This is a genomic window from Spirillospora sp. NPDC048823, from assembly GCF_043198445.1.
In the GTDB taxonomy this organism is placed as follows: Bacteria; Actinomycetota; Actinomycetes; order Streptosporangiales; family Streptosporangiaceae; genus Spirillospora.
Map to the genome: position 1 here is coordinate 626,244 of NZ_JBICUT010000003.1, position 25,630 is coordinate 651,873.

Genomic DNA, 25,630 nt, shown 5'->3' on the forward strand with positions numbered 1-25,630 from the left:
GAGGAACCTCGATCTTTCCCTTTACCGGCACCCTCCGAGCGTCCCCGTCTGGGCGATCTCCCGCGACGAGGAGCCGACCATGACCCTGTAGCAGCCGTCTGCGACCTTCCACGCCTTCGCGCCTTCGTTCCAGTAGGCGAACGAACGCGGGGACAGCGGGAACGTCACCCTCGTGCTCTCACCGGGGGCCAGTGCGACCTTCGTGTAGCCCTTGAGCTGCTTGGGCGGCTGCGGGACGTCCACGCCCGGCGACGGCATGCCGATGTACAGCTGCGGGACGGCGATGCCGGCGCGCCGGCCGGTGTTCGTCACCGTCACCTGCACCGACTCTGTGCCGGCCTCCAGGCCGCTGTAGCCGAACGTGGTGTAGGACAGCCCGTGCCCGAACGGGAACCGCGGTGTGATGCCCCTCGCGTCGTAGTGCCGGTAGCCGACCATGACGCCCTCGGAGAGCGCGATGGTCTCGTCGACGCCGGGATACTGCGCGGGGTTCGCGGACGCCGGCGCGTCGTTCTCGTTGACGGGGAACGTCACCGGAAGCCGCCCGCCCGGGTCCACGTCGCCGTACAGGACGCGGGCCAAGGCGTTCCCTGCCTCCTGACCGGGATACCAGGCCTCGACGATGCCCTTCACCTGCCCGGCCCACGGTGTCAGCACCGGACCGCCGGTGTTGAGCACGACGATGGTGTTCGGGTTGGCCTTGGCGACCTCGGAGATCAGCCCGTCCTGGTCGCCCCTGAGCGGCTCGCCGCACTCCAGCGTCAGGCACGACTTGTCGAAGAACTCGCCCTGGCCGTCGGTGGCGAACACGATCGCCACGTCCGCCGCACGCGCGGCGTTCGCCGCCGCACCGCGGTCGTCGCCGTTGTTGAACGTGATCTGTGTTCCGGACCCCGCGCGGCGCGCGATGCCGTCCTGCGCGCTGACCGTGGTGAACGGGACGACCTGCGCAGAACCGTGCCCGCTCGGGCTCTGCTGCGCGGCCCGGCCGATCAGCGCGATCGACTCCGGGGCCTTCAGCGGCAGGATCCCGTCGTTCTTCAGCAGCGTGATCCCGGCCTCCTCGACCTTCCCGGCCGCGGTCTCGCTCGCCGTCCGGTCGATGCGGGTGAGGTCGTTCGGGTACGCCTGCCGGTCGAACACCCCGAACTCGAACATCGTCCGCAGGACGTTGCGGACGTGCCCGTCGATGGTCGCCTGCGTGACCTTCCCCTGCCCGGCGGCCGTCTTCAGCATGAAAGCGTTGTACCTCAGGCCGACCGGCAGTTCCATGTCGAGCCCGCCGTTGGCCGCGTCGGCGGCGTCCTTGGGGGCGAAGTGGTCGGAGGCCACGTACCCCTTGAAGCCCCACTCCGACCGCAGGATCTTGTTGAGGACGGTGTCGTCCTGGCAGGCCCACCGGTCGTTCAGCAGGCCGAACCCGCACATGACGGTCGCCGCGCCGCCCTGCTTCACGGCGGCCTCGAACGGCGGCAGGTAGATCTCCCGCAGGGTGCGCGGGTCCACCTTCATGTTCAGCGACAGCCGGTCGGTCTCCTGCGTGTAGACGGCCAGGTGCTTGACCGACGTCATCACGCCCTCGGCCTGCGCGCCCTTGATCCAGGGCACCCCGAGGGTCGCCGACAGGTACGGGTCCTCACCGAAGCCCTCGAACGTCCGGCCGTTGCGGGGGGTGCGCAGGACGTCCACGGTCGGGCCGAAGACGACGTCGTTGCCGCGGTGCCTGGCCTCCCACGCCACCGTCCGGCCGTACAGCTTCGCGGTCTCCGCGCTGAATCCCGCCGCGAGCGCGATCGGCGCGGGCAGCGCCGTCGCCTTGCCCTGCCGGACGCCCGCGGGCCCGTCGGCCATGTAGACCGGGGGGATGCCGAGCCGCTCGATCCCGTTGTTGGTGTCGGCGTGCGCGGTCTCGAAGTACCCGCCGAGCGGGCCGCCGAAGATGTCGTCCGCCGCGAGCATCGCGATCTTCTCGTCGGCGGTCATCTCCGGCAGCAGCAGGTCCGTCCGCCGGTCCGGTGTCAGCGAGGTGTCGCACCACGGCCGCTGCGCCGGGTCGCCGCACCGTCCGGTGTCCGCGCGCGCGTCATCGGGGGCCGACACCGCCGCCAGCGCCAGGACGGACGCGAGCACGCCCGCGGCCGGCAGCCATTTCCCCACCCGCATCAGTGCTCCTCCTCGTTCCGCACGCGCCCCTCGTCCTGCACGCGCTCGCCGAACCGGCGTGGACGGCTCGGTCCACGTCGCGGCGCAGGGTCGAAGCGCGGGACGCGGTCGCCCGGGGTGTCGGCACACATGGCGACATTTCTGCCACCAATCGGTGGGAAAGTTCTAGTCCACCGGGGAAATTTGACCGGATCGTGTCACTTGAGGGCTCAGGTGCTGCGTGCGGTGGCCGCCACCGCGAGTTCCGAGAGTGCCGCGTGGGACTCCCCGTCGACGGGCGCGGAGCGCAGCGCCTCCTCCGCCTCGGCCAGGTAGCGCTCGATCATCTCCTCGCAGGCGGCGAGCCCGCCGGCCTCCTCGATGATCGCGCGCAGCTCGTCCACGCCGGCGCGGTCCAGTTCCGGGTCGCCCAGGCGCCGCCGCACCGCCGCGGCCTGCGCCGCGGACGCGCGTTCCAGGGTCAGGGCGACCAGCACCGTCCGCTTGCCCTCGCGCAGGTCGTCGCCCGCGGGCTTGCCGGTCTCGGCCGGGTCCCCGAACACGCCGAGGACGTCGTCGCGGAGCTGGAACGCGATGCCGAGCGGCAGGCCGTAGCCGGTGAGTGCGGCGGTCACGTCCGGGCGGGCCCCGGCGAGCGCCGCGCCGAGATGCAGGGGGCGCTCGATCGTGTACTTGGCGCTCTTGTACTCCACCACCCGCAGCGCCGTGGCGACCGTCGCCTCGCCGCGCGTGCCCTCCAGCATGTCGAGGTACTGCCCGCACATGACCTCGGTGCGCATCAGGTCGTACACCGCCCGGCCGCGCCGCCTGCGGTCGCCGTCCAGCCCGCACGTCTCGAACATCTCGCCCGACCAGGCCAGGCACAGGTCGCCGAGCAGGATCGCGGCGCCGCCGCCGAACGCCTCCGCGTCGCCCGGCCACGCCTGCGCGCGGTGCAGCGCCTCGAACCTGCGGTGGACGGACGGCTGGCCGCGCCGGGTGTCGCTGGAGTCCATGACGTCGTCGTGGATCAGCGCGCTCGCCTGCAGCAGCTCCAGGGACGCGGCCGCGGCCACGATGCCGGGGCCGTCCTCGCCGCCCGCGGCGCGCCACCCCCAGTAGCAGAACGCGGGACGCAGCCGCTTGCCACCGCCCAGCAGGGCGTCCAGGGCGGACACCATGGGCGTGAGATCGTCACTGATGGTCAGCAGGGCCGGGCGCTGCCGGTCGACGAAGGCCAGGAGCGCCTCGTCGACCTCCTTGCGGATGCGGCTGGTCGACATGCCGTGATCGTATCCACGTGGGTGGATTCAACCGTCCATCGGAAACGTGAGATGTCGTTAGATCTTCAGAAATGCGCCCATTATGGCCGTGCGGTGTGCCGAGCATCACTCCGATCGGCGGGTGCGCCGGGCTTCTGTAGGCTTGGGGAATGCGACGTCTGCGGCCGAATCGTCCCCCCACCGTCCGGGAGCTCCTGGCCTCCGGCGGCAGGTCCTTCTCGTTCGAGTTCTTCCCGCCCAAGACCGACAAGGGCGCCCTGAACCTCTGGCGTGCCATCCGGGAACTGGAGTCCCTCCACCCGACCTTCGTGTCCGTGACCTACGGCGCCGGCGGCGGCACCCGCGACAAGACCGTCGACATCGTCGAGCGGATCGCCACCGACACCACGCTCACCCCCGTCGCCCACTTCACCGCCGTCAACCACTCCCAGGCCGAGCTGCGGAACCTGATCGGGCGGTTCGCCTCCGTCGGCGTCCGCAACATCCTCGCCGTGCGCGGCGACCCGCCCGGCGACCCGATGGGGGAGTGGGTCAAGCACCCCGACGGCGTCGCGTACGCCTCCGACCTCGTCCGGATGATCCGCTCCTACGGCGACTTCTGCGTCGGCGTGGCCGCGTTCCCCTACAAGCACCCGCGCTCACCCGACGTCGACAGCGACGTCCGCCACTTCGTCGAGAAGTGCCGCGCCGGCGCCGACTACGCGATCACGCAGATGTTCTTCCGCGCCGAGGACTACTTCCGCCTCCGCGACCGCGTCGACGCCGCCGGCTGCGACGTGCCGATCCTGCCCGGCATCATGCCGGTCACCCAGATGAGCACGATCGAGCGGTCCGAGCAGCTGTCGGGCGCGCCGTTCCCGCCCGAGGTCAGGGCCCGCTTCGAGGCCGTCGCCGACGACCCGGAGGCGGTGCGCCGCCTCGGCGTCGAACACGCCGCCGAGCTGTGCCGCGAACTGCTCGACCAGGACGCCCCCGGCATCCACTTCATCACCTTCAACAAGTCCACGGCGACGCGCGAGGTCTACGGGCTGCTGGACGCCGGCGCGTACGGCGTCAAGGGCAGCGCCCCGCCCATGACCGCGTAGCGGGGCCCGCCGCCGGGGAACTCGAAGCCGGTCAGCAGATCGACCATGCCGACCGAGCGGTAGAGGGAGCGGGCCGGCGTGTCCGGCCGCCTGTCCAGCGTCGACAGCACGACGGTCCGCTCCGGCCTGCCCTCGCACAGCGCGTTGAGCAGGCCCCGTCCCAGGCCCCTGCCCTGGGAGTCCGGGTGGACGTGAAGCTCCGCCACCTCGAACGTGTCGTCCAGCCACCGCTCGGCGTGTCCGGGCCCCTCCAGATCGCTGAGCGCCTGGAAGACGACGTCATGCCACCACTGGCCGCGCGTCCCGTGGAACCCGTACGCGAACCCCTGGACGGGGCCCGCCAGCACGGGCAGCGCGCCACGCCGCTCCACCACGAACGCCCGGAAACCGGGATGCGACGCGTGCCGCTCCATGATGGTGTGGCGGCCGGGAATCTGCTCGTTCGGCGGTTCCATCGCGGCCGCGTACACGTCCAGCATGGGGTTGAGCCTGCGCAGAAAGGCGCGTTCGTCGATCTCGCGCAGCTTCGGGTCCCTCACGCGACTGAGACTAGACCCGGGGGATGGTCCGCGGTGCAGCGCAGAGCCGATCGCCGGCGCCCCAGGTGACGCGGCCGGCGGCCTTTCCGGCCGTCCGTGTCACCGGCCGTCGAGAGCCCTGCGCACCGATGCGTCGTCACGGGCCACGACGGCGGCCCCGCCGGTCAGGACGATCGGACGCTGGATCAGCACGGGGTTCGCCACCATGATCTCGATCCACCGGGCCCGGTCGCGTTCGAGGTCCTTCAGCCCGAGTTCCTTGGCGACCGGCTCGTTCAGGCGTGCCACGTCCCACGGCTCGGCGCCGATCCGGGTGAGCACCGCGTCGAACTCGTCCGCCGTGGGCGGCTCGTCCAGGTAACGGCGCTCGGTGTACTCCACGCCCGCCTCGTCCAGTGCCGCCTTCGCGGCCCGGCTCTTCGAGCAGCGCGGGTTGTGCCAGAGCTCCATGTCACTCATTCTCGCGTCACTCCACTTCCGCCGGGGTGCCCCCGGTGATCCTCAGCAGTTCCTCATACGACGTGGGGAAGACGGTGTGCGGGTGCCCGCCGGCCGCCCAGACCCGCTCGTACTTGTCCAGCCAGACGTCCACGAGCGTCCGGACCGGCGCGGGGTGGCCCAGCGGCGCGACGCCGCCGATCGGCTGCCCCGTCGCCTCCCGGACGAACTCCGGCGACGCCCTCTTCACCTTCGCCGCCCCCACCAGCGACGCGACCTTCGCCGTGTCGACGCGGTGCGCGCCGCTCGTCAGCACCAGCAGCGGCGCCCCGTCGGCGTCGAACAGCAGGCTGTTGGCGATGGCCCCCACCTCGCAGCCCAGCTGCTCCGCGGCGGCCTGCGCCGTCCGCGCGGAGTCGGGCAGCTCGACGACGGCTCCCGTCGCGCCCTGGTCGAGCAGGGCCTTCGCGACGCGTTCGGCATTCGGGTGCATGGGAAGCACTTTAAGCTCAGCGCATGCGCGGAAGACCGATGGGCATGCGGAAGAGCGCGGTTCTGCCGATTGCGGCCGTCCTCCTGGCGAGCTGCAGCGGGACGGACGAAGCGGCCCCGCCGCCGCCGAAGACCTCACCGGCCGCGAAGCCGGCCACGCCGACGCCCACGCCGACCCCCACGCACCGCGAGTTGAAGCCGGGCGCGAAGGGCTCCGATGTCGAGGAGCTTCAGCGCCGCCTCAAGCAGCTGCGCTACGACCCGGGCAAGATCGACGGGAAGTACGGGCCGTCCACCCAGATGGCCGTCTGGGCGTTCCAGGCGGTCAACCGCATGAAGCAGAAGGGCACGCTCGGCAAGTCGTTCCGGGAGGCCCTGGCCGACCCCGAGGAACCTCGCCCGGTGGCCAAGAAGCGCGAGAAGGACCGCGTCGACGTGGATCTGAAGCGCCAGTACCTCGTCGTCTACAAGGACGGCACGCCGCGCCTCATCACGCACGTCTCGTCGGGCTCGGGCGAGCTCTTCTGCACCGAGGACCGCGGGTGCCGGTACGCCACGACCGGCACGGGCGACTTCCGGACGGGACGCCGCTTCTCCGGCTGGGAGACCTCGCCCCTGGGACGGCTCTACAACCCGGTCTACTTCAACGGCGGCATCGCCTTCCACGGCGCCCTGAGCGTGCCCAGGGACCCCGCCTCGCACGGCTGCGTCCGGATGCCGATGCACATCGCCGAGTACTTCCCGGACCTGCTCGGAACCAACGTCCCCGTGCACGTCAGGCGGCCTCGCTGAGGTCCCGCCGCGGAACCGTCGTACCCCGTTGTTCTCCTGCCGTCATGCCCGCTGACCTGCGGGATGCGACACCCGTTCGAACACGTTGACGAATCGTCGTCAGGGCGGTTTACTGGTCATGCGTCGAACTTATGTTCGACGTGGTGCGGGACTCGCGGCCCGCGCCAGGGCGACGTCCCCGCCGTTCGCGGTGTTTCGGCGGGACGGACGGCCGGGCGGAGTGAGGGGAAGCTCTCCGCCCGGCCGGCCCGAGCCCCGGAAGGAGGCAGAAATGTCCGGACCGATGACCGCACGCGGAGTCCACTCCGCCGCCCAGTCCGTCCCGCCACCGAGCCCGCGGCACCGTCCGCTGCCCGCGCCGCGCCCGGCGCACACGGCGGTCGGCCAGCTGCATGCCGCCCGTATGGGCCTCGCGGAGGCCGCCGAGGCCACCTCGCCCGCCGTCCGCTACGTCTGCGCCCACCTGGCCGCGCTGCGCGCCGCCGCCGCGGTGCTGGCGTCCAAGGAACCGCTGGAGACCCACCGCCGCGGGCGTCCCCGCAGCGTCTGGGTGCTGCTGCCCGAGGCCGAGCCCGCACTGCGCGAGTGGGCCGCCTTCTTCGCCGCCGGCGCCGACAAGCGCGCCGCGGCGGAGGCGGGCCTGCCGCGCGCGGTCACTCCGCGTGAGGCCGAGGAACTCCTGCACGACGCCGACGTCTTCGTCACCCTCGTCGAAGACACCCTCGGCATCGTCGGCCAGCCGACGCTGCCCGTGCCCGAAGCCAGCTAGCCGCTCCTCGGGCCGTCCCACCTCCCCGGGACCGGCCCCGCCGGAGGCCGGGGCGACCGTCCCGCCGATCTCACCACAGGGCGGCGGCCCCGGCCTCCGGCGCCCTGGGCGATCGCGCCGGCGACGGCCGCAACCCCCCGAGCCGGCCCCGCCGGCGCGATCCCGCCCGCTCCCGCCCGCTCCCGGCCGCGCCGCCGCGCCGCCGCGCTCGCGTGCGGGCGTGCCGGCTCGCGTCGTGGCCGGTGGTGCCGCCCGTCCCGGTGGTGCCGGCGGTGCGGTCAGGGACCGTGGACGGGGCGGTCGCCGGAGGCCGGTTCGCTGAGGACCCCGTGCGACTGCAGGTGGTCGATCAGGAGACGGCCGATGTGCCTGATGTGTTCGGCCATGGCCTCGCGGGCGGCGCCGGCGTCACGGGCGCGGAGGGCGTCGAAGACGGCGGAGTGGTCGTGCGCCGAAGCCTCCGCCCACCCCTCGATGGTGCCGAAGAAGCCCAGCGGGACGTAGTGGACGGTCAGGTTGAGCAGTGACGCCATGCGGGACGACCCCGGCGAGCGGTTGATCGTCCGGTGGATCTCGTGGTTGAGACGGTCGACCTGCTCGGCGTCGCGTTCGCGGGCCGCGGCCTCCAGGCGGACCTGGACCCGCTGGAGGCGCTCGATCTCGGCGCCGTCCAGGGCGACGGCGGCGCGGGCGGCGAGTTCACCGGCGATGTACGCCTGCACGGCGAACAGGTCGGTGACGTCCTGCGCGGTGATGGGCAGCACCCGGAAGCCGCGGCGCGGCTCCCAGCGGACGGCGCCCTCGCTGTGCAGGATCATCAGCGCCTCGCGCACGGGGGTCGCGCTGATGCCCAGCTCGGCGGCCAGATGCTCGGTCCGGACGTAGTCCGGGGCGCGCAGCTCGCCGATCATGATGGCCTCGCGGACGTGGGAGGCGACCATCTCGCTGAGCTGGTGCCTGACGGCCGGCACGGGACGGCGCCCGGCGCGCGGCGCCTGGCCGACGGGCATGGTCTCCCCCGCTCTCCTTGCCGGAACGACGTGAGCATATCGTCGGGTGACCGCGCGGCCCCGCGGTGCGGGGCGGGGGCGCGCGACATCGCCGGACGGGCGGTGCATATTCTATAGAATCCGCCGACATCCACCGCGAGGAGCCGCTGTGCGCGACCGAGACGCCCTCTACATCGACGGAGCGTGGACCAGCCCGCTGGGCGGCGGGGTCATCGCCGTCGAGAACCCCGCGACCGAGGAGACCCTCGCCACCGTGCCCGAGGGGACCGCCGAGGACGTCGACCGCGCCGTCCGGGCCGCCCGGGCCGCGCTGCCCGCCTGGTCGGCGACGTCGTACGCGGAGCGTTCGGCGTTCCTCGGCCGCCTCCACGACGCGCTCGCGAGCCGCGAGGAGACCATCGCGCGGACGATCGCGAGCGAGGTCGGCACGCCGATGCGCATCGCGACCCGCATCCAGGCCGGGCTGCCGCGGACGGTGGTGGCCGGGTACGCCGAGATGATCGCCGGCGGAGTGCCGGACGAGCGCGTCGGCAACTCCCTGATCGTCCGCGAGCCGGCCGGCGTCGTCGCCGCGATCACGCCGTGGAACTATCCGCTGCACCAGATCACCTGCAAGCTCGCCCCCGCGCTCGCGGCCGGCTGCACGATCGTGATCAAGCCGAGTGAGATCGCCCCGCTGGTCGCCTACGAGCTGCTGGACGCCGTCCACGAGGCCGGGCTGCCCGCCGGCGTGGTCAACCTCGTCCCCGGATACGGCCAGGTCGTCGGCGAGACCCTCGCCACCCACCCCGAGGTCGACATGGTGTCGTTCACCGGGTCGGTGCGGGCGGGCTCCCGCGTCGCCGAACTGGCCGCCGGGACGATCAAGAAGGTCGCGCTGGAGCTGGGCGGCAAGTCCGCGAACGTCATCCTGGACGACGCCGACGTCAAGACCGCCGTGAAGGTCGGCGTCTCCAACGCGTTCCTCAACGGTGGCCAGACGTGCACGGCCTGGACGCGGATGCTCGTCCACCGGGACCTCTACGACCAGGCCCTCGAACTCGCCCGGGGTTTCGCGGAGGGCTTCGTCCCGGGGGACCCGCTCGACCCGTCCACCAAGCTGGGCCCGATGGTGTCCGGGGCGCAGCTCGACCGGGTGCGCGGCTTCATCGACACCGGCGTCTCCGAGGGCGCGCGTGTCGTGACGGGTGGAACCGCCACGCCGGACGGGTTCGACCGCGGCCACTACATCTCGGCGACCGTGCTGGCCGATGTCGACCAGGACGCGACGGTCGCGCAGGAGGAGATCTTCGGGCCGGTCCTGTCCGTCATCCCGTTCCGGGACGAGGACGAGGCGCTCCAGATCGCGAACAACTCCCGCTACGGTCTCGCGGGGGCCGTGTGGGCGGCCGACCAGGACCGGGCCGTCGCGTTCGCCCGCCAGGTGAAGACGGGTTCCATCGACGTCAACGGCGGCGCCTTCAACCCGATGGCCCCGTTCGGCGGCTACAAGCAGTCCGGCGTCGGCCGGGAGATGGGCCGCTTCGGCCTCGACGAGTTCACCGAGATCAAGACCATCCAGCTCTGATCCCCAGCCGAGGAGAACACCCATGGTCAAGGCCGTCGTCGCCACCGAGCCGGACGCTCCGCTGCGGGTCCGCGACATCGAACTGCCCCCGGTCGGCCCCCGGGACGTGCGGGTCCGGGTGGCGGCGGCCGGGGTGTGCCACTCCGATCTGTCGATGATCAACGGCACGCTCGCGCCGGCGTTCCCCCTCGTCCTCGGCCACGAGGCCGCGGGGACGGTCGCCGAGGTGGGCGCGGACGTGACGAAGGTGCGGCCCGGCGACCACGTCGTGCTGAACTGGGCGGCCGCCTGCGGCGAGTGCTGGTTCTGCGGGCAGGGCGAGCCGTGGCTGTGCAGCGCCGTGGAGGGCGCCGTGAGCCCCTCGTCCGGTGCCACGCTGGACGGCGCCGAGCTCTACGCGTGCATGGGCGTCGGCGGGTTCGCCGAAGAGCTGGTCGCCCCGGAACGCTCGGTGGTGCCGCTGCCCGCGTCCGCCCCGCTCGACCTGGGGGCGCTGCTCGGATGCGCCGTGCTGACGGGGATCGGCGCCGTCCGCAACACCGCGCAGGTCCGTGAGGGGCAGTCGGTGCTCGTCATCGGTCTCGGCGGCATCGGGCTGTCGACCGTCATGGGCGCGCGCCTCGCCGGTGCCGGGACCATCATCGCCGTGGACCGGGGGACCGAGAAGGAGGGCCTCGCCAGGGCGGCGGGCGCGACGCACTACCTGGAAGGCGACCCCAAGCTGGCCAAGCAGGTCCGCGCCCTGACGGAAGGACGCGGCGCCGACCACGCCTTCGAATGCGTGGGCAGGGCCGAACTGATCCGGACGGCCTGGCAGTCGGTGCGCCGCGGCGGCCAGTGCACGGTCGTCGGCGTCGGCGCCCGCGACGACGCCGCCACCTTCAACGCGTTGGAGCTGTTCCACTTCAACCGGCGCCTGACCAGTTCCGTCTACGGATCGTCCGATCCCGACCGGGACGTGCCGCTGCTCGTGCAGGAGATCGAGGCGGGACGGCTCGACCTGTCCACCCTGGTCACCCACCGCATCGGACTGGACGGCGTCGCCGAGGCGTTCGACCGGATGCGGGCCGGGCACGGCGCCCGCTCCCTCATCGAGGTCGCCCGATGACCCTCCCGCTCGCCGGGATGCGGGTGGTCGAGCTGTCCAGCTTCGTCGCCGTCCCGCTGGGCGGGATGACGCTCGCCCAGCTCGGCGCGGACGTGATCCGCGTCGACCAGGTCGGCGGCGGCCCCGACATCGACCGCTGGCCCCTCGCCCCGTCCGGCCGCAGCCTGTACTGGGCCGGGCTCAACAAGGGCAAGCGGTCCGTCACCGTCGACCTGCGCTCCCCGGAGGGCCGCGAACTGGTCGCGGGGCTCGTCGCCGAGAGCGGCACCGTCGTGACCAACGCGCCGCCACGCGACGGGCTCACCTACGAGGCGTTGCGCGAGACCCGTCCCGACCTCATCCACGTGCAGCTCCAGGGCCGCCGGGACGGGGGCAACGCCGTCGACTACACGGTGAACGCCGCCATGGGCTTCCCGTCCATCACGGGCCCGTCCGGCCAGGCGGGCCCGGTCAACCACGCACTTCCCGCCTGGGACATCGCGTGCGGCCTCTACCTCACGATCGGCCTGCTCGCCGCCGAACGGCACCGCCTGCGCACGGGCGAGGGCCGGAGCCTCCGCGTCGCGCTGCAGGACGTCGCCCTGGCCACGGCCGGGAACCTCGGCTACCTCGCCGAGGCCCAGCTCGGCGGGGTCCGCCCCCGGCTCGGCAACAACCTCTTCGGCGACTTCGGCCGCGACTTCGCCACCGCCGACGGCCGCGTCATGGTCGTCACCCTGACCCCCCGCCACTGGCGCGACCTGGTGGAGGCCACCGGGTTCGGCGAGGTCACCGCCGCCCTAGAACGCGCCCTCGACGCCGATTTCCGCCGCGCCGCGGACCGCTACACCTACCGCGAGACCATCGCCGGCGTCCTCGCCCCGTGGTTCGCGTCCCGCACCTGCGCACAGGTCGAGGACGCCTTGCAGAACACGTCCGTCCTGTGCTCCCGCTACCGGGACTTCGCGGAAGTGACCGCGGACCTGGGCACCGAACCCCTCATGGCCGCCCTGGACCAGCCGGGCATAGGCCCCCATCTGGCCCCGGGCTCCCCGCTGCGCCTCGACGGGACGTCCCCGCCCCCCGTCCCGGCCCCGGCCCTGGGCGAGCACACGGACGAGGTCCTCCAGGACGTCCTGTCCCTTTCCCCGGACCGCGTGAAGGCCCTCCGCGCCCGCCGCGTCACCGGCGAGTCGTGACCGGGACGCCGAGGCCCGGCGGCGGGTCAGCGGCGGCGGCGCCGGTAGGAGACCGCCAGGGCGGCGAGGAGGGGCGCCCAGGCCGCTATGGGAAGGTAGAGGAAGCCGACGAGCGTGTGGCCGGCCGGCGTCATGCCGTCATGGGGCATCGCCCACCAGGCCAGTAGCGGCGTCCACAGGAAGGCGAGGACGGCGACGCCCAACCAGGCGGGTATCAGGACCGCTATGGGCGGGATGTTCCTGCCGCCGATGAACGGGACCCGGCGGGGGATCACCTCGCCCCACCGCTGGACCAGGCCGAGCGCCAGCAGCGCGGCGCCCTCGGTGAGCACGGAGAGCATGATCAGGTAGAAGGGCCCCGAGAACCCGGGCGGGCGCACCGCCTGGAGGCCGCTGTCGGTGTAGCCGAGGTGGAAGCCCATGGCGAGGCCGAGCCGCCACAGAGCGGACGGCAGCGCGAGCAGCGTGATCGCGTGCGCGGCCCGGTGAGCCCAGCGGGGGGCGCGGCGGACGCGGGCGCCGCGCCCGGGGGAGGCGCCTACGCCGGCGAAGGCGTCCTCGGGAGCGGTTGCGGTCGTCATGGACACGATCATGCCCGCCGGGTCCGGCCGGGGCCTCCCGCCGCCGGGTGAGCCGCATCCCCCGGGCGGCGTATGAGATTGTTAGGCAGGCGAACTAAGGGAGGTCATGGTGTCGGCGCGGGGCGGGCGGGGGCTGGTGCCGCTGCTGGCGTTCCTCGGCGTGATGGCCTACTCGCTGTCCATGGCCGTCGTGACGCCCGCGCTGCCGCAGATCCAGGAGGGCCTGGACACGACGCCCGCCGGCGCCGCGTGGGCGCTCACCGCGATGACCCTCTCCGCGGCCGTCGCCACGCCGGTGGTCGGCCGCCTGGGGGACCTGTACGGGCCGCGGCGCGTCCTGCTGACCGTGCTCACGGTCGCCACCGTGGGAATGGTCATCGCCGCCCTGGCGCCGGACGTGCCGGTCATGCTGGCCGGACGGACCCTCGGCGGCGTCGGCAGCGGCGTCTTCCCGCTGGCCTACACGATCATCCGGGACGTCATCCCCGCCGCACGCAGGGCCTCGGCGGTCGGGCTGATGTCGTCCATGCTGGGGCTCGGCGGCGCCGTCTCCTGGTGCCTGGCGGGGCCGATCATCGACTTCCTGGGCTGGAGGTGGCTCCTCTGGGTGCCGGTCGCCGGTCTGGTGCCCGGGATCGTCCTCGCCTGGTGGATCGTTCCGCGCGCCGAATCCCGGGAGGCCGCCAGCGTCGACTGGTGGGGCGCGCTCCTCTTCGCCGCCTGGCTGGCCGCCGCCCTCACCGCCCTCACCCAGGGCATCGAGTGGGGCTGGACGTCCCCGGGCGTCCTCGGCCTGCTCGCCGTGTCGCTCGTGACGGCCGCCGCCTGGCTGTGGGTGGAGGGCCGCGTCTGCGAACCTCTCATCGACCTGCGGCAGATGCGGGCACGCGGCGTCTGGACGGCGCACGCCGCGTCGCTGCTGTCCGGCTACGCGCTCATGGCGGGCGGGCTTCTGTTCCCCCTCCTCGTCCAGCTCCCGGAGGGCACCGGCTACGGTTTCGGTGGAACGGCCACCCAGGCGGCCATGCTGCAACTGCCCGCCAGCATCGGCATGACCGCCGCGGGAATGACGGCGGGCCTCCTCGACCGGCGGATCGGGTCGCGCATGGTCCTTTTCGGCGGCGCGCTGATGACGGGTCTCGGGTACGCGTTCGTGGCCGCCCAGCACGAGGCCATGTGGCAGCTCTACGCCGGCGGCCTGGCCCGCGGGATCGGCCTGGGCCTGGCCTACGCCGCCGTCGCGAACCTCGTCGTCGCCGCCGTCCCCGCGAGCGAGACGGGCGTCGCCACCGGCATCAACACCCTCATCCGGACGGTCGGCGCCTCCCTCGGGCCCCAGATCAGCGCGGTCATCCTCGTGACGGTCCCCGGGGACGGCGGCTACACCGCGGGGTTCGGCATGAGCGCCGCCGTCATGGCCCTGGTCATCCCCCTCGCCCTCCTCGTCCCGCGACGGGGGCGCCGAGGCGGGGAGGCCCGGCGTCTCGCGGACGAGCCGCGCACCGCGCTCATGATGTCCCGGGCGGAGCGATAGCGGGGCGGGGCCCGCCGGGCGCCTGGACGCGCGACGGGGCCCGGCACGGTGCCGGGCCCCGTCGCGGTGGTGCGGGTTCTCTCAGAACGACTCGACGGCGCGGCGCGCCTCCGGGTCGAGGACGCCCCAGCCGATGAGCTCTTCGGTCAGCTCCGTCGGGGACTTGTCGTAGATGACCGCGAGTGAACGCAGGTCTTCCTGGCGGATGGACAGGACCTTTCCGTTGTAGTCGCCCCGCTGGCTCTGAATCGTCGCGGCGTAACGGGCGAGAGGACCGGCCTTGTCTTTCGGAAGCTGCTGCAACCGCTCTAGATCGATCACGAGCTTGGGTGTAGGCCCGAGCGGGCTCGGCGCGGCTCCGCCGGGCAGCAACTCGGAAACCGGCACGCCGTAGAAATCGGCGAGCTCGGCCAGCTTCTGAACGGTGACGGCGCGGTCGCCCCGCTCGTACGAACCCACGACGACGGCCTTCCAGCGGCCACGTGACTTCTCTTCCACACCGTGCAGGGACAGGCCCTGCTGGGTGCGGATGGCGCGCAGTCGCGCGCCGAGAGCCTTAGCGTATTCAGACGGCATTGTGCGGCCCCCAGGCTCACTTTCGTCGTCGTCGGACTCCGGCGGTCGCCGGAGGGGGACAGTTCTGCGGGACCTTTTGCGCCACAGGAACCCGTCCCCAGGGATGGTTACGGACAGTGACGGTAAAACGGAGAAGGCCCTAGGTCAAGCTGATTGGAAAAAAGCGGTCGAATCCGCCGGACTCGATCCGGACGGTCCGGATCGTCCGCAACCCCTGTGGGCAGGGCGTGAACGGCCGGTCACACGGCCGGTCCGCGGTCCGGCGGCCGATCGAATGTGACCCCTCTCACCTGCGAAGACGTGGAGCGGTCCGAGTGCGGGGCGGTTTCGGCCTGGTGCTAACGTGGGGGCGACAAGACGTCCTTTAAGGCCCGTCCAGTGAGGCGGGAAAGGAGGTTCGGTGGTGAATGCTGCCTCCAGGCCGGAACGGCCTGCCGGGGCGCGCGTGGCGGACGGTGACCCCCGGCCCAAGGCCGTTCTGGAGGGACCCGACATCAGGCGCGCGCTGACCCGGATCGCGCACGAGATCCTTGAGCGGACCAAGGGCGGGCACGACGTCCTGCTGCTCGGCATCCAGACCCGCGGCGTGACGCTGGCCGAGCGGCTGGCGGGGGCGCTGCGCGAGGTCGAGGGCCGCCCGGTGCCGTGGGGTTCGCTCGACGTGACCATGTACCGCGACGACCTGCGGATGCGGCCCGCCCGCGCGCTCGGCCGCACCGAGCTGCCCTCCGACGGGATCGACGACCGGGTCGTCGTCCTGGTCGACGACGTCCTGTTCTCCGGGCGGACGGTGCGCGCCGCGCTCGACGCGCTGAACGACCTCGGGCGGCCCCGCGCCGTCCAGCTCGCCGTGCTCGTCGACCGGGGGCACCGGGAGCTGCCGATCCGCGCCGACTACGTGGGCAAGAACCTGCCCACCTCGATGCGCGAGACCGTGAAGGTCCTGCTGGACGAGAACGACGGGCGCGACGAGGTGCTGCTGGGCCCGGTGCCGCTCGGCCCGACAGGGGGTGCCTGATGAACCGCCATCTGATCTCCGCCGCCGACCTGAGCCGCGACGACGCGCTGCTCGTCCTCGACACGGCCGAGGAGCTCGCGCAGATCGCGGGGCGCTCCATCAAGAAACTGCCGACGCTGCGGGGCCGGACGGTCGTCAACCTCTTCTTCGAGGACTCCACCCGCACCCGCATCTCGTTCGAGGCGGCCGCCAAGCGGCTGTCCGCGGACGTCATCAACTTCTCCGTCAAGGGGTCGAGCGTCTCCAAGGGCGAGAGCCTGAAGGACACCGCCCTGACGCTGGAGGCGATGGGCGCGGACGGCGTCGTCATCCGGCACGGCGCCTCGGGCGCCCCGCACCGGTTGGCGGGCTGGGTCCAGGGCAGCGTCGTCAACGCCGGCGACGGCACGCACGAGCACCCGACGCAGGCGCTCCTGGACGCCTTCACCATGCGCAAGCGCCTGGGCGACCTGGAGGGCCGCAAGGTCACGATCGTCGGCGACGTCCTGCACAGCCGGGTGGCACGATCCAACGTCCTGCTGCTCGACACGCTCGGCGCCGACGTCACCGTGGTCGCGCCGCCGACGCTGCTGCCGGTCGCGATCGGCACGTGGCCGTGCTCGGTCTCCTACGACCTGGACGGGGTGCTCCCCAAGAGCGACGTCATCATGATGCTGCGCGTCCAGCAGGAGCGGATGAACGCCGCCTACTTCCCGACCGTCCGCGAGTACAGCCGCCGCTACGGCCTGGACGCCGAGCGCATGGCGGAACTGCCCGACCACGCCATCGTCATGCATCCCGGGCCTATGAACCGCGGCGTCGAGATCGCCGCGGAGGTCGCCGACTCCGTCCGCTCCACCATCGTCGAGCAGGTCGCCAACGGCGTCAGCGCCCGCATGGCCGTCCTCTATCTGCTCCTCGGCGGCTCCGAGGCGGCGATCGGCAAGGAGGTCTCGGGATGACGGGGCCTTCCTGCTCCTCGGCGACGGTTCCGAATCCCGCCATCCGCCAGGAGGTCTCCCAATGAGTTTTCTAATCAAGGGCGTGCGCGTTCTCGGTGGGGAGGGCGCCGACATCCTGGTCCGTGACGGCGTCATCGCCGAGGTGGGTTCCGGGCTGGACGCGGCCGGGGCGCAGGCCGTCGAAGCCGAAGGGCTCATCGCCCTGCCCGGTCTCGTGGACCTGCACACCCATCTGCGCGAGCCCGGCCGCGAGGACGCCGAGACCGTCGAGTCCGGGACGAAGGCCGCCGCGGTCGGCGGATACACCGCCGTCCACGCGATGGCCAACACCGACCCGGTCGCCGACACGGCCGGTGTGGTCGAGCAGGTGTGGCGCCTGGGACGCGAGGCCGGGTACTGCGACGTCCAGCCCGTGGGGGCGGTCACGCGCGGCATCGCCGGGGAACAGCTCGCGGAACTGGGCGCCATGGCCGATTCGGCCGCCCGGGTACGGGTCTTCTCGGACGACGGGCACTGCGTGTCCGACGCGGTCATCATGCGCAGGGCACTGGAGTACGTGAAGGCGTTCGACGGGATCGTCGCCCAGCACGCGCAGGAGCCGCGCCTCACCGAGGGCTCGCAGATGAACGAGGGAGAGATGTCCGCGGCGCTCGGCCTGCGCGGCTGGCCCGCCGTCGCCGAGGAGGCGATCATCGCCCGGGACGTGCTGCTCGCCCAGCACGTCGGGTCGCGGCTGCACGTCTGCCACGTGTCCACGGCCGGCTCGGTGGAGATCATCCGGTGGGCCAAGAGCCGGGGCTGCCCGGTGACCGCCGAGGTCACCCCGCATCACCTGCTGCTGAACGACGCGCTCGCCGGGTCCTACGACCCGATCTTCAAGGTCAACCCGCCGCTGCGCACCGCCGACGACGTCGCCGCGCTGCGCGGTGCCCTCGCGGACGGGACGATCGACTGCGTCGCCACCGACCACGCCCCGCACCCGGTGGAGGCCAAGGAGACCGAGTGGGCGGTGGCCGCGATGGGCATGATCGGCCTGGAGACGGCGCTGCCGGTCGTCCAGGAGGCCATGGTCGAGACCGGGCTGCTCGACTGGGCCGGGGTCGCCGACCGGATGTCCGCCCGTCCCGCCCGCATCGGCCGCCTCTCCGGACAGGGTCGTCCGCTCGAGGCGGGCTCGCCCGCCAACATCACGCTGTACGACCCGTCGCCGCGCCGTTCCGTGGACCCGTCGGCCATGACGTCCAAGAGCCGCAACACCCCGTTCGCGGGACTGGAGCTGCCCGGGCGGATCGTCGCCACGTTCCTGCGAGGCAAGCCGACCGTCCTGGAAGGGAAGCTCCAATGACCCCTGCTCTACTCGTTCTGGAAGACGGCAGGGTGTTCCACGGCGCCGCGTACGGGGCCGTGGGGGAGACCTTCGGCGAGATGGTCTTCAACACCGGCATGACCGGTTACCAGGAGACCCTGACCGACCCTTCGTACGCGCGGCAGATCGTGGCCATGACGTCCCCCCACATAGGCAACACCGGCGTCAACGGCGAGGACCCCGAGTCACGCCGCATCCAGGTGGCCGGGTACGTGGTGCGCGAACCCGCCCGTGTGGCGTCGAACTGGCGCGCCACCGGGTCGCTGGGTTCCGCGCTGCGCGAGCAGGGCGTGGTGGGCATCGCCATCCCCGGCACGCGTGCGCTGACGCGGCACCTGCGCGACAGGGGCGCGATGCGCGCGGGCGTCTTCAGCGGTGCGGCCGCGGTCGCGCCCGGTGAGGACGCGCTGCTGGAGCGCGTGCGGCGGAGCCCCTCGATGGAGGGCGCCGACCTCGCGCGGGACGTGTCGACCACCGAGCCGTACGTCGTCCAGGCGCAGGGAGGCAGGCGCTTCACCGTCGCCGCCGTCGACCTCGGCATCAAGGCGATGACGCCGAACCGGCTGGCCATGCGCGGCTGCGAGGTGCACATCCTGCCGGCGACCAGCACGGCCGAGGAGATCCTCGCGCTCGGCCCGGACGGGGTGTTCTTCTCCAACGGCCCCGGCGACCCCGCCGCGGCCGGCTACGCGGTGGACGCGCTGAAGGGCGTCCTCGACGCCGGGACCCCGTTCTTCGGCATCTGCTTCGGCAACCAGATATTCGGGCGCGCGCTCGGGCTCGGGACGTACAAGCTGCGGTTCGGCCACAGGGGCGTCAACCAGCCCGTCCAGGACCGGGCGACCGGCGGTGTCCACATCTCGGCCCACAACCACGGGTTCGCGGTGGACGCCCCCAAGGACGGCCCGTTCGACACCCCCTACGGCCCCGCCGAAGTCACCCATGTCAACCTCAACGACGGTTGCGTGGAAGGACTGAGACTGCTGGAGCGTCCCGCGTTCAGCGTCCAGTACCACCCGGAGGCCGCGGCCGGCCCGCACGACGCGTCCGGCCTCTTCGACCGTTTCTGCGAACTGATGGAGGCGTCGAAGTAATGCCGCGCAGGGAAGATCTGAAGTCCGTCCTGGTCATCGGCTCCGGGCCGATCGTCATCGGGCAGGCGTGCGAGTTCGACTACTCCGGTACCCAGGCGTGCCGGGTGCTGAAGGCCGAGGGCCTGCGGGTGACGCTGGTCAACAGCAACCCGGCCACGATCATGACCGACCCGGAGTTCGCCGACGCGACCTATGTCGAGCCGATCACCCCCGAGGTCGTCGAGAAGATCATCGCGAAGGAGCGGCCGGACGCGCTGCTGCCCACGCTCGGCGGCCAGACGGCCCTGAACACCGCCATCGCGCTCTATGAGGGCGGCGTCCTCGCCCAGTACGGGGTCGAGCTGATCGGCGCCGACGTGGACGCGATCCAGGCCGGGGAGAACCGGGAGAAGTTCAAGGAGGTCGTCGCCAAGGTCGCGCGGGAGCGGGGCCTGAACGCCGAGTCCGCCCGGTCGCTCATCTGCCACACGATGGAGGAGTGCCTCGCCGCCGCCGGGGAGCTGGGCTACCCGCTCGTCGTCCGGCCGTCGTTCACGATGGGCGGCGCCGGCTCCGGGTTCGCCCACGACGAGGACGACCTGCGCCGCATCGCCGGCACGGGCCTCGACGCGTCCCCGACCACCGAGGTGCTCCTGGAGGAGTCGATCCTCGGCTGGAAGGAGTACGAGCTTGAGGTCATGCGCGACCGCCACGACAACGTGGTGATCGTGTGCTCGATCGAGAACCTCGACCCGATGGGCGTGCACACCGGCGACTCGATCACGGTCGCGCCCGCGCTGACGCTGACCGACCGCGAGTACCAGAACATGCGCGACGTCGCGATCGCGGTGATCCGCGAGGTCGGCGTCGACACCGGCGGCTGCAACATCCAGTTCGCCGTGCACCCCGGCACCGGCCGGATGATCGTCATCGAGATGAACCCGCGGGTGTCGCGGTCGTCGGCGCTGGCGTCCAAGGCCACCGGCTTCCCCATCGCCAAGATCGCGGCGAAGCTGGCGATCGGGTACACGCTGGACGAGATCCCCAACGACATCACCCGCGAGACGCCCGCGTCGTTCGAGCCCACGCTCGACTACGTCGTGGTCAAGGTGCCGCGGTTCGCGTTCGAGAAGTTCCCCGGCGCGGACGGCACCCTCACCACGCACATGAAGTCCGTGGGCGAGGCCATGGCCATCGGACGCTGCTTCACCGAGGCGCTGCAGAAGGCCCTGCGGTCGCTGGAGCAGAAGGGCTCGTCGTTCAGCTGGGCGGGTACGGCGGACGCCGCCGAGCTGGTCGAGTCGGCCAAGCGCCCGCATGATGGGCGGCTCAAGGACGTGCAGCGCGCGCTCTGGGCGGGCGCCGGCATCGACGACCTCTACAAGGCGACCGGCATCGATCCCTGGTTCCTGGACCAGATCGCGGCGATCAACGAGGTCGCCGAAGAGATCCGTACCGCCGACGACGCGCTCACCAGGGACAAGCTGCTGCGCGCCAAGCGGCACGGGTTCTCCGACGCGCAGATCGGCGAACTGCGGAACCTCTCCGAGGAAGTGGTCAGGGAACTGCGCCACGCCCTCGGCATCCGCCCCGTCTACCTCACCGTGGACACCTGCGCCGCCGAGTTCGAGGCGCAGACCCCGTACCTCTACTCCGCCTACGACGAGGAGACGGAAGTGCCGCCGGGTGCCAAGCCCAAGGTGCTCATCCTCGGCAGCGGACCCAACCGCATAGGCCAGGGCGTCGAGTTCGACTACTCCTGCGTCCACGCGTCGTTCACGCTGGCCGAGGCGGGCTACGAGACCGTGATGGTCAACTGCAACCCGGAGACGGTCTCCACCGACTACGACACCTCCGACCGGCTCTACTTCGAGCCACTCACCCTGGAGGACGTCCTAGAGGTCGTCTACGCGGAACAGCAGTCCGGCGAGGTCGCGGGCGTCATCGTCCAGCTGGGGGGCCAGACGCCCCTGGGCCTCGCCCAGAAGCTCAAGAACGCGGGTGTCCCGATCGTGGGCACCTCGCCCGAGAGCATCCACCTCGCGGAGGAGCGCGGCGCGTTCGGACGCGTCCTGCACCGGGCGGGGCTGCTCGCGCCCAAGCACGGCACCGCCTCGTCCTACGAGGAGGCCCGCGAGATCGCCGACGAGATCGGTTACCCGGTTCTCGTCCGTCCCTCGTACGTCCTCGGCGGCCGCGGCATGGAGATCGTGTACGACGACGCGACGCTGGAGTCGTACATGACCCGCGCCGCCGAGACGCTCGGCGCGGCGGCCCTGGCGGAGCATCCCGTCCTGGTCGACCGCTTCCTGGACGAGGCCATCGAGATCGACGTCGACGCCCTGTACGACGGTGAGGACCTGTACCTCGGCGGTGTCATGGAGCACATCGAGGAGGCCGGTATCCACTCCGGCGACTCGGCGTGCGCGCTGCCCCCCATCACCCTCGGGAACGACGACATCCGCCGCATCCGGGAATCGACGGAGGCGCTCGCACGCGGCATCGGGGTGCGCGGGCTCATGAACGTCCAGTACGCGCTCTCCGCGGGCGTCCTGTACGTCCTGGAGGCGAACCCGCGCGCGTCCCGCACCGTCCCGTTCGTGTCCAAGGCGACGGCCGTGCCGCTGGCCAAGGCCGCCGCCCGCGTCATGATGGGCGCCACCATCGCCGGACTGCGGGCCGAGGGGATGCTGCCCGAGTCGGGCGACGGCGGGACGCTGCCGCCGGACGCGCCGATCGCCGTGAAGGAGGCCGTCCTGCCGTTCGACCGGTTCCGCAACGAGCGCGGCCAGGGCGTCGACACCGTCCTCGGCCCCGAGATGCGCTCGACCGGTGAGGTCATGGGCATCGACGAGGTGTTCGGCACCGCCTTCGCCAAGTCGCAGCAGGCCGCCTACGGCTCGCTGCCGACCAAGGGACGCGCGTTCGTCTCCGTCGCGAACCGGGACAAACGGCACATGGTGTTCCCCGTCAAGCGCCTCGCTGACCTGGGCTTTGAGATTCTTGCCACGGAAGGGACCGCCGGGGTCCTGCGCCGCAACGGCGTGCGTGCCAAGATCGTGCGCAAGCACAGCGAGGGTCCGGGCCCGTCCGGCGAGCCCACGATCGTGCGGCGCGTCCTGGACGGCGAGGTCGACCTCATCGTCAACACTCCCTTCGGCAGCCCCGGGCAGTCCGGGCCGCGGCTCGACGGTTACGAGATCCGCACCGCGGCCGTGCTGCGGGGCGTACCGTGCGTGACGACCGTCCAGGGCCTCGCGGCGGCCGTGCAGGGCATCGAGGCCGTCGCCGGCGGCCAGGTCGGCGTCCGCTCCCTCCAGGAGCACGCCGAGCGGCTCGGCGGCGCCCACGGGCGCGCCGGCGGGCCCGCACCGGGCGGTGAAGGAAGCATGACGCCCGAGTGACAGAAGCCGGGCGGGCGGGGCGGGCGGGAACGCCGCGTCCCCGCCCGCCCGGCGCATGCGACGAGGAGAGGGAGACGGGTGTCCGACACACCGGTGCAGACGTCGGGGACGGTTCTGACGGTCCGCCAGGTGCAGGACTACCACGCGCTGACGCTGGTGGCCCCGGCCATCGCCGAGCGGTTCCGGCCCGGCCAGTTCGTGGCGCTCGCCGTCGGCGGCGAGCACACGTCCCGGCTGATCCGCCGCTGCTTCGGGGTGCACGAGGTCAAGTCCGACTACGGCGGCACCGTCGAGCTGGTGTTCGCCGACACCGAGCCCGGCACCGCCTGGCTCGCCGGACGCCGCTCCCGCGACCAGATCGACCTCGTCGGGCCGCTCGGACGCCCGTTCCGGCTTCCCCGCGACCCGGTGACCTGCCTGCTCGTCGGCGGCGGCCCCGGCGCCGCCGCCCTGTTCGCCCTCGCCGACGCCCTGCTGCGGCGCGGCTGCCGGGTGCACTTCGTGCTCGGCGGGCCGTCCGCCCGGCAGGTCTTCGGCTCCCGCATGGCGCAGCGCATCGGTGACAGCTCCGCCGTCGCCACCGATGACGGGTCGATGGGGGAGAGGGGCACCGTCCGCGACGTCCTGCCCCGCGTGATCGAGGAGACCGGTGCCGACGTCGTCTACGGGTGCGGGCCCACGGACCTGCTCCGCTCGGTCACGCAGGTCGCCGGCGACTTCGGCCTGCCCTCGCAGGTCTCGGTCGAGGAGTTCCTGCAGCGGACGGGCGCGTGCGGAATCGGCGTGTGCATGACGTGCATGCTGCCCGTCCACGGGGAGGACGGCGTGACCCGCATGGTCCGCGCCTGCGCGGACGGTCCCGTCCTGCGCGGCGACCGCATCCGGTGGGGCGACCTCGGAACCATCCCGTTCGACGCGCTCGGTGCTCCGCGCGTCCTGAGCGTCTCGGAAGGGGGCTCCCAATGAGCGACCGGGTGAGCGACCGGGTCAGGACGACACTGGGACCTCTGGAGCTGCCCAATCCCGTCATGACGGCCTCCGGGTGCGGTGGGTCGGGACGTGAGCTCGCCCAGTTCTTCGACCTCTCCCGCCTGGGCGCGTTCGTCAGCACGTCCGTGATGGCCCAAGCGCGCGCGGGCCGCCCCACACCCCGCGTGACCGAAACCCCCAGCGGTCTCCTCACCGCCATGGGCCTCCCCGGCCCAGGCGTCGAGTCGTTCCTGGAACGCGACCTCCCGTGGCTCATGGAGCAGGAGGTCCGCACGATCGTCTCCGTCGCCGGCAACAGCGTCGAGGAGTACGGCGAACTGGGGCGCCGCCTCCGCAACGTCCCGGGCATCGCCGCCATCGAGGTCAACATCGCCTGCCCGAACGTCGAGGACCGCGGCCGCATGTTCGCCTGGCACCCCGCCGCCGCCAGGTCCGTCGTCCGGGCCGTCCGCGACAACGCCCGGCCGGGCGTCCCCATCTTCGCCAAGCTCGCCCCCGACGTGACCGACATCGTCACCATCGCCCTCGCCTGCGTCGACGCGGGCGCCGACGGCCTCACCCTCATCAACACCATCGAGGCCATGGCGATCGACCCCCGGACGCTCCGTCCCGCCCTCACCGGCGTGTCGGGCGGCCTGTCCGGGCCGGCCGTCCGGCCCATCGCGGTCCGCTGCGTCTACCAGGTGCACTCCGCGCTGCCCACGACGCCCATCATCGGCGTCGGCGGCGTCGCCACCGGCCTGGACGCGCTCGAGTTCATCCTCGCCGGGGCCTCCGCCGTCGCCGTCGGAACCGCCGTCTTCCACGACCCCACGGCCGGGCCACGCGTCCTGCGCGAGCTGGAGGAGGCCCTCGTGGCCCGACGCATCGGACGTCTCGCCGACGCCGTCGGCCTCGCGCACAAGCCCGCCGGGTACGTCCCGCCCCAGGTGCGCCCGCAAGAGCCCGAGAAGGAGAAGCTGTGACCGCCCCCATCGCCGTCGCGCTGGACGCGCCCGACCTGGAGACGGCCGCGCGCTGGGCCACCCTGGTGACGCCGCACGTCTCCACCGTCAAAGTGGGCCTGGAGCTCTACCTGCGGTACGGGCCGGACGTCGTCGCCAGCGTCCGGGGCGCCAGCCGCGTCCAGGTCTTCCTGGACCTCAAGCTGCACGACATCCCCGCGACCGTCCGCGGCGCCGCCCGCGCCGTCGCCCGCCTCAAGCCCTCCTACCTGACCGTGCACGCCGCGGGCGGCCCCGCCATGATCCGCGCGGCGGTCGAGGCGGTCCCGGCCACCAAGATCGCCGCGGTAACCGTCCTGACGTCGCTCGGCGAGGCCGACCTCACCGCCCTCGGCCTCGCCGGCCCCGCCCCGGACGCCGTCCGCCGGCTGGCCGCCCTGGCCGTCGAGGCGGGCGCGCAGGCACTCGTCTGCTCCCCGCAGGAGGCCGCCGCCGTCCGCGCCGAGGTCGGTCCCGACATCATGCTCATCACCCCGGGCGTCCGCCCCGCCGGCTCCGCCAACCAGGACCAGGCCCGCGTCGCCACCCCCGAGGACGCCCTCGCCGCCGGCGCCGACCTCCTGGTCATCGGACGCCCCATAACCGCCGCCCCCGACCCCGGCGCCGCGGCGGCCGCCATAGCCGCCGCCCTGCGCAGGAAGTCGGCCGGGACTCCCTGAACGAGATCCCATGGGGAGCGGATGCGGTGCTCAATGGTGCGTGCGGCCGCTGTGGCGAGATGTGCTTTCGAGGTGAGTTTT

At 72.5% G+C, this 25,630-nt stretch carries 23 protein-coding genes; 15 read left to right on the plus strand and 8 right to left on the minus strand.

All coding sequences use genetic code 11. The features are described 5' to 3' along the window. Positions 1-21 precede the first annotated feature (21 nt). Both ACGFK0_RS10495 and ACGFK0_RS10500 read right to left on the minus strand, forming a co-directional pair. A complete protein-coding gene (locus tag ACGFK0_RS10495; RefSeq protein ID WP_392902664.1) occupies positions 22-2,163 on the minus strand; it encodes a beta-glucosidase in 2,142 nt (713 codons plus the stop codon). A 209-nt stretch (positions 2,164-2,372) separates the two neighbouring features. After that, complete coding sequence (locus tag ACGFK0_RS10500; RefSeq protein ID WP_392902667.1) at positions 2,373-3,425, minus strand: polyprenyl synthetase family protein; 1,053 nt, start codon at positions 3,423-3,425, stop codon at positions 2,373-2,375. Positions 3,426-3,574: 149 nt separating this feature from the next. Here ACGFK0_RS10500 and metF point away from each other — a divergent pair, with 149 nt between their 5' ends. Continuing rightward, positions 3,575-4,510: a methylenetetrahydrofolate reductase [NAD(P)H] gene (gene metF, locus ACGFK0_RS10505; RefSeq protein ID WP_392902668.1), complete on the plus strand. Its 936-nt coding sequence runs from the start codon at positions 3,575-3,577 to the stop codon at positions 4,508-4,510. Here metF and ACGFK0_RS10510 read toward each other — a convergent pair. The 3 genes from ACGFK0_RS10510 to ACGFK0_RS10520 form a co-directional block, all read right to left on the minus strand. Next, positions 4,447-5,049 carry a GNAT family N-acetyltransferase gene (locus ACGFK0_RS10510; RefSeq protein WP_392902669.1) on the minus strand — a complete coding sequence of 201 codons (603 nt, stop codon included), beginning with the start codon at positions 5,047-5,049 and terminating at the stop codon, positions 4,447-4,449. The genes metF and ACGFK0_RS10510 overlap by 64 nt on opposite strands. 99 nt (positions 5,050-5,148) lie before the next feature. Then, the gene (locus ACGFK0_RS10515) at positions 5,149-5,499 is read right to left on the minus strand and encodes an arsenate reductase family protein (RefSeq protein ID WP_392902671.1); all 351 of its coding nucleotides are present in this window, start codon (positions 5,497-5,499) and stop codon (positions 5,149-5,151) included. 16 nt (positions 5,500-5,515) lie between these two features. Continuing rightward, positions 5,516-5,980 carry a YbaK/EbsC family protein gene (locus ACGFK0_RS10520; protein WP_392902674.1) on the minus strand — a complete coding sequence of 155 codons (465 nt, stop codon included), beginning with the start codon at positions 5,978-5,980 and terminating at the stop codon, positions 5,516-5,518. Between the two features lie 23 nt (positions 5,981-6,003). Here ACGFK0_RS10520 and ACGFK0_RS10525 point away from each other — a divergent pair, with 23 nt between their 5' ends. Beyond that, positions 6,004-6,771 carry a peptidoglycan-binding protein gene (locus ACGFK0_RS10525; protein WP_392902677.1) on the plus strand — a complete coding sequence of 256 codons (768 nt, stop codon included), beginning with the start codon at positions 6,004-6,006 and terminating at the stop codon, positions 6,769-6,771. Between the two features lie 271 nt (positions 6,772-7,042). Then, positions 7,043-7,540 (plus strand): SAV_6107 family HEPN domain-containing protein, encoded by a 498-nt coding sequence (locus tag ACGFK0_RS10530; RefSeq protein WP_392902680.1) that lies wholly within the window; start codon positions 7,043-7,045, stop codon positions 7,538-7,540. Positions 7,541-7,818: 278 nt separating this feature from the next. Here ACGFK0_RS10530 and ACGFK0_RS10535 read toward each other — a convergent pair whose 3' ends face one another. After that, a complete protein-coding gene (locus tag ACGFK0_RS10535; protein WP_392902683.1) occupies positions 7,819-8,550 on the minus strand; it encodes a GntR family transcriptional regulator in 732 nt (243 codons plus the stop codon). 148 nt (positions 8,551-8,698) lie between these two features. Here ACGFK0_RS10535 and ACGFK0_RS10540 point away from each other — a divergent pair, with 148 nt between their 5' ends. Genes ACGFK0_RS10540 through ACGFK0_RS10550 form a run of 3 tightly spaced genes read left to right on the plus strand, consistent with a single transcriptional unit; the run spans position 8,699 to position 12,403 of the window. Beyond that, positions 8,699-10,117, plus strand: a complete 1,419-nt coding sequence (locus ACGFK0_RS10540; protein ID WP_392902684.1) for an aldehyde dehydrogenase family protein — start codon at positions 8,699-8,701, stop codon at positions 10,115-10,117. A 22-nt stretch (positions 10,118-10,139) separates the two neighbouring features. Beyond that, entirely contained in the window at positions 10,140-11,225 is a 1,086-nt protein-coding gene (locus tag ACGFK0_RS10545; RefSeq protein ID WP_392902687.1) for a Zn-dependent alcohol dehydrogenase, read from the plus strand. Further along, positions 11,222-12,403 (plus strand): CoA transferase, encoded by a 1,182-nt coding sequence (locus tag ACGFK0_RS10550; protein ID WP_392902689.1) that lies wholly within the window; start codon positions 11,222-11,224, stop codon positions 12,401-12,403. Before ACGFK0_RS10545 ends, ACGFK0_RS10550 begins: the two co-directional genes overlap by 4 nt. Positions 12,404-12,429: 26 nt before the next feature. Here ACGFK0_RS10550 and ACGFK0_RS10555 read toward each other — a convergent pair whose 3' ends face one another. Further along, positions 12,430-12,984: a hypothetical protein gene (locus ACGFK0_RS10555; protein ID WP_392902691.1), complete on the minus strand. Its 555-nt coding sequence runs from the start codon at positions 12,982-12,984 to the stop codon at positions 12,430-12,432. Positions 12,985-13,090: 106 nt separating this feature from the next. On the opposite strand from ACGFK0_RS10555, the gene ACGFK0_RS10560 reads away from it, so the two are divergent. After that, positions 13,091-14,518 carry an MFS transporter gene (locus ACGFK0_RS10560; protein WP_392902694.1) on the plus strand — a complete coding sequence of 476 codons (1,428 nt, stop codon included), beginning with the start codon at positions 13,091-13,093 and terminating at the stop codon, positions 14,516-14,518. 81 nt (positions 14,519-14,599) lie between these two features. On the opposite strand, the gene ACGFK0_RS10565 is transcribed toward ACGFK0_RS10560, so the two are convergent. After that, positions 14,600-15,094 (minus strand): transcriptional regulator, encoded by a 495-nt coding sequence (locus ACGFK0_RS10565; protein WP_021597992.1) that lies wholly within the window; start codon positions 15,092-15,094, stop codon positions 14,600-14,602. A 445-nt stretch (positions 15,095-15,539) separates the two neighbouring features. Here ACGFK0_RS10565 and pyrR point away from each other — a divergent pair, with 445 nt between their 5' ends. From pyrR to pyrF, 8 genes are all read left to right on the plus strand, one after another. Further along, positions 15,540-16,112 (plus strand): bifunctional pyr operon transcriptional regulator/uracil phosphoribosyltransferase PyrR, encoded by a 573-nt coding sequence (gene pyrR, locus ACGFK0_RS10570; protein ID WP_392902697.1) that lies wholly within the window; start codon positions 15,540-15,542, stop codon positions 16,110-16,112. Further along, complete coding sequence (locus ACGFK0_RS10575; protein ID WP_392902699.1) at positions 16,112-17,053, plus strand: aspartate carbamoyltransferase catalytic subunit; 942 nt, start codon at positions 16,112-16,114, stop codon at positions 17,051-17,053. Before pyrR ends, ACGFK0_RS10575 begins: the two co-directional genes overlap by 1 nt. Positions 17,054-17,114: 61 nt before the next feature. Further along, positions 17,115-18,398, plus strand: a complete 1,284-nt coding sequence (locus tag ACGFK0_RS10580; protein WP_392902702.1) for a dihydroorotase — start codon at positions 17,115-17,117, stop codon at positions 18,396-18,398. Beyond that, entirely contained in the window at positions 18,395-19,513 is a 1,119-nt protein-coding gene (carA, locus tag ACGFK0_RS10585) for a glutamine-hydrolyzing carbamoyl-phosphate synthase small subunit (RefSeq protein WP_392902704.1), read from the plus strand. The genes ACGFK0_RS10580 and carA overlap by 4 nt, the downstream gene beginning before the upstream one ends. Beyond that, positions 19,513-22,896 (plus strand): carbamoyl-phosphate synthase large subunit, encoded by a 3,384-nt coding sequence (gene carB / locus ACGFK0_RS10590; RefSeq protein WP_392902706.1) that lies wholly within the window; start codon positions 19,513-19,515, stop codon positions 22,894-22,896. Before carA ends, carB begins: the two co-directional genes overlap by 1 nt. Positions 22,897-22,974: 78 nt before the next feature. After that, the gene (locus ACGFK0_RS10595) at positions 22,975-23,862 is read left to right on the plus strand and encodes a dihydroorotate dehydrogenase electron transfer subunit (protein ID WP_392902708.1); all 888 of its coding nucleotides are present in this window, start codon (positions 22,975-22,977) and stop codon (positions 23,860-23,862) included. Beyond that, positions 23,859-24,851 carry a dihydroorotate dehydrogenase gene (locus ACGFK0_RS10600; RefSeq protein ID WP_392902711.1) on the plus strand — a complete coding sequence of 331 codons (993 nt, stop codon included), beginning with the start codon at positions 23,859-23,861 and terminating at the stop codon, positions 24,849-24,851. The genes ACGFK0_RS10595 and ACGFK0_RS10600 overlap by 4 nt, the downstream gene beginning before the upstream one ends. Beyond that, positions 24,848-25,549 carry an orotidine-5'-phosphate decarboxylase gene (pyrF, locus tag ACGFK0_RS10605; protein ID WP_392902713.1) on the plus strand — a complete coding sequence of 234 codons (702 nt, stop codon included), beginning with the start codon at positions 24,848-24,850 and terminating at the stop codon, positions 25,547-25,549. The genes ACGFK0_RS10600 and pyrF overlap by 4 nt, the downstream gene beginning before the upstream one ends. Positions 25,550-25,630 lie beyond the last annotated feature (81 nt).